Below are 1,380 nucleotides of genomic sequence, written 5' to 3'. Positions count from 1 at the left end.
ATGGTGGAAACAATGGAAACTTTTCAAAAGATCAAAGAACTCGTGGTGGTACCGGAGAGACAATCCGTAATCTTATCCGTAAAGCAGGATTTAGTGAATCCACTTCAAGACATTGCACAACAGATGGCGCAATACGTCACAAGGGAGTATCCATTGACCTTAATCGATGGCGTGAAATTGACACCAGCTCTAGAGGAACAAGCTTTTGCAACTTATCAAACAGTCCAAAACTTACTTACCTTGAAAGCGTCTGTTGAAGATATTGCAGAGGCTCTTGATGTGCTTGAAGGTGGTTTGACAATGCAAAAAGTTTCGAATGCAGAGGCACGTGCAAAGGCTTATATCACAGCTCTTAACGGCATTTCGCTATGGGCTTTGTTGCAGGCTGTTAAAAATCTTGTGCGTGGAGAAGCCAAAGGCATGTCAACAACCTTTGTGCCCTCTTGTGCTGATCTTGCGCAGTATTGTCGCGATTTAGAAAACAGGCTTTCTGGAACTGCTGAGAAAGTGTTTATAGCTGTTGAAAATAGTCGTAACCTAGCCTTAGGAGGCAAGCGCATCTCATTTATGAGAATAGGAAAGCCTTGTGAAGAGCTTCATGGCAACTTGAGTTCAAAAGCAGCCTAAAAACAGCAAAATAGTGAAAAGTGCTGATCATTTTGGATTAGATATGCGTTTAAATCGACAAAAAGGCACCGTACAGCGCGATTTAGAACTTTTTTGATCAAACCACATTAGGAACATAAAACGCACCATACGGTCAAATTTGAGACAAATAACGCTATTGGTAAAATATAGGATGAAAACATGCCCATTTTAAAACATTTGCTCTTAAAAAACCGTAAACAGCCCATGCAAAAAAAATTTGTTGCAACCGCTGTTGGATATGTGCCGTGGGGAGATGGAGCCGCTGAGTATTTTTATAATCTCTACGAATATGAAGACGGTACAAGAGAGTGTGAAAAATTTGATGGCGGTCAGTATTACAAAATACCTGAGAATGCGGACTTTAGCACCAAAGCGCAAGTAAAAGCGTGGATTTATGGGGGTGCGATACATAAAAGTGTTTTGAGTTATGATGCTTTAATAGACGAGGTGAATGAAAATATCAAACAGCGTTCACAAGCTGGTGGTGAGATAGACAGACAGCTAGAAGAAGCGCTTGATAAGCAGTTAGGCAGATACAAAAATAACAAAAAGATCAAAAACTATCGGAAGCAGCTTAACTTAAAACATGACTCATCTGCCCTGTTTTTAGACGGAGAGGAAATTTACAGCGTAACAGCATGTCGGATAAACCAAAAAATATAGTTTGCTATGGCCACTTTTGTTTTGCGTGAAGTATGCGCAAAACCCGTATAGTGCCATTAGAAACATCAT

The 1,380-nt window shown here is 40.3% G+C and carries 2 protein-coding genes and 1 pseudogene; all 3 read left to right on the top strand.

Annotated elements, in window-relative coordinates:
* Positions 1 to 257 (top strand): annotated as a pseudogene (locus ACFIO5_RS09955) (hypothetical protein); the annotation flags it as partial.
* Entirely contained in the window at positions 178 to 627 is a 450-nt protein-coding gene (locus ACFIO5_RS09950) for a hypothetical protein (RefSeq protein ID WP_223396434.1), read from the top strand. The pseudogene ACFIO5_RS09955 and the gene ACFIO5_RS09950, both read left to right, overlap by 80 nt.
* A gap of 180 nt (positions 628 to 807) precedes the next feature.
* A complete protein-coding gene (locus tag ACFIO5_RS09945) occupies positions 808 to 1,311 on the top strand; it encodes a hypothetical protein (protein ID WP_375705311.1) in 504 nt (167 codons plus the stop codon).
* Positions 1,312 to 1,380: the final 69 nt, after the last annotated feature.

The organism is Bartonella sp. AA86SXKL (assembly GCF_042196885.1).
The sequence above is the reverse complement of the archived record's forward strand: the minus strand, read 5'-3'. Positions and strand labels throughout refer to the sequence as shown.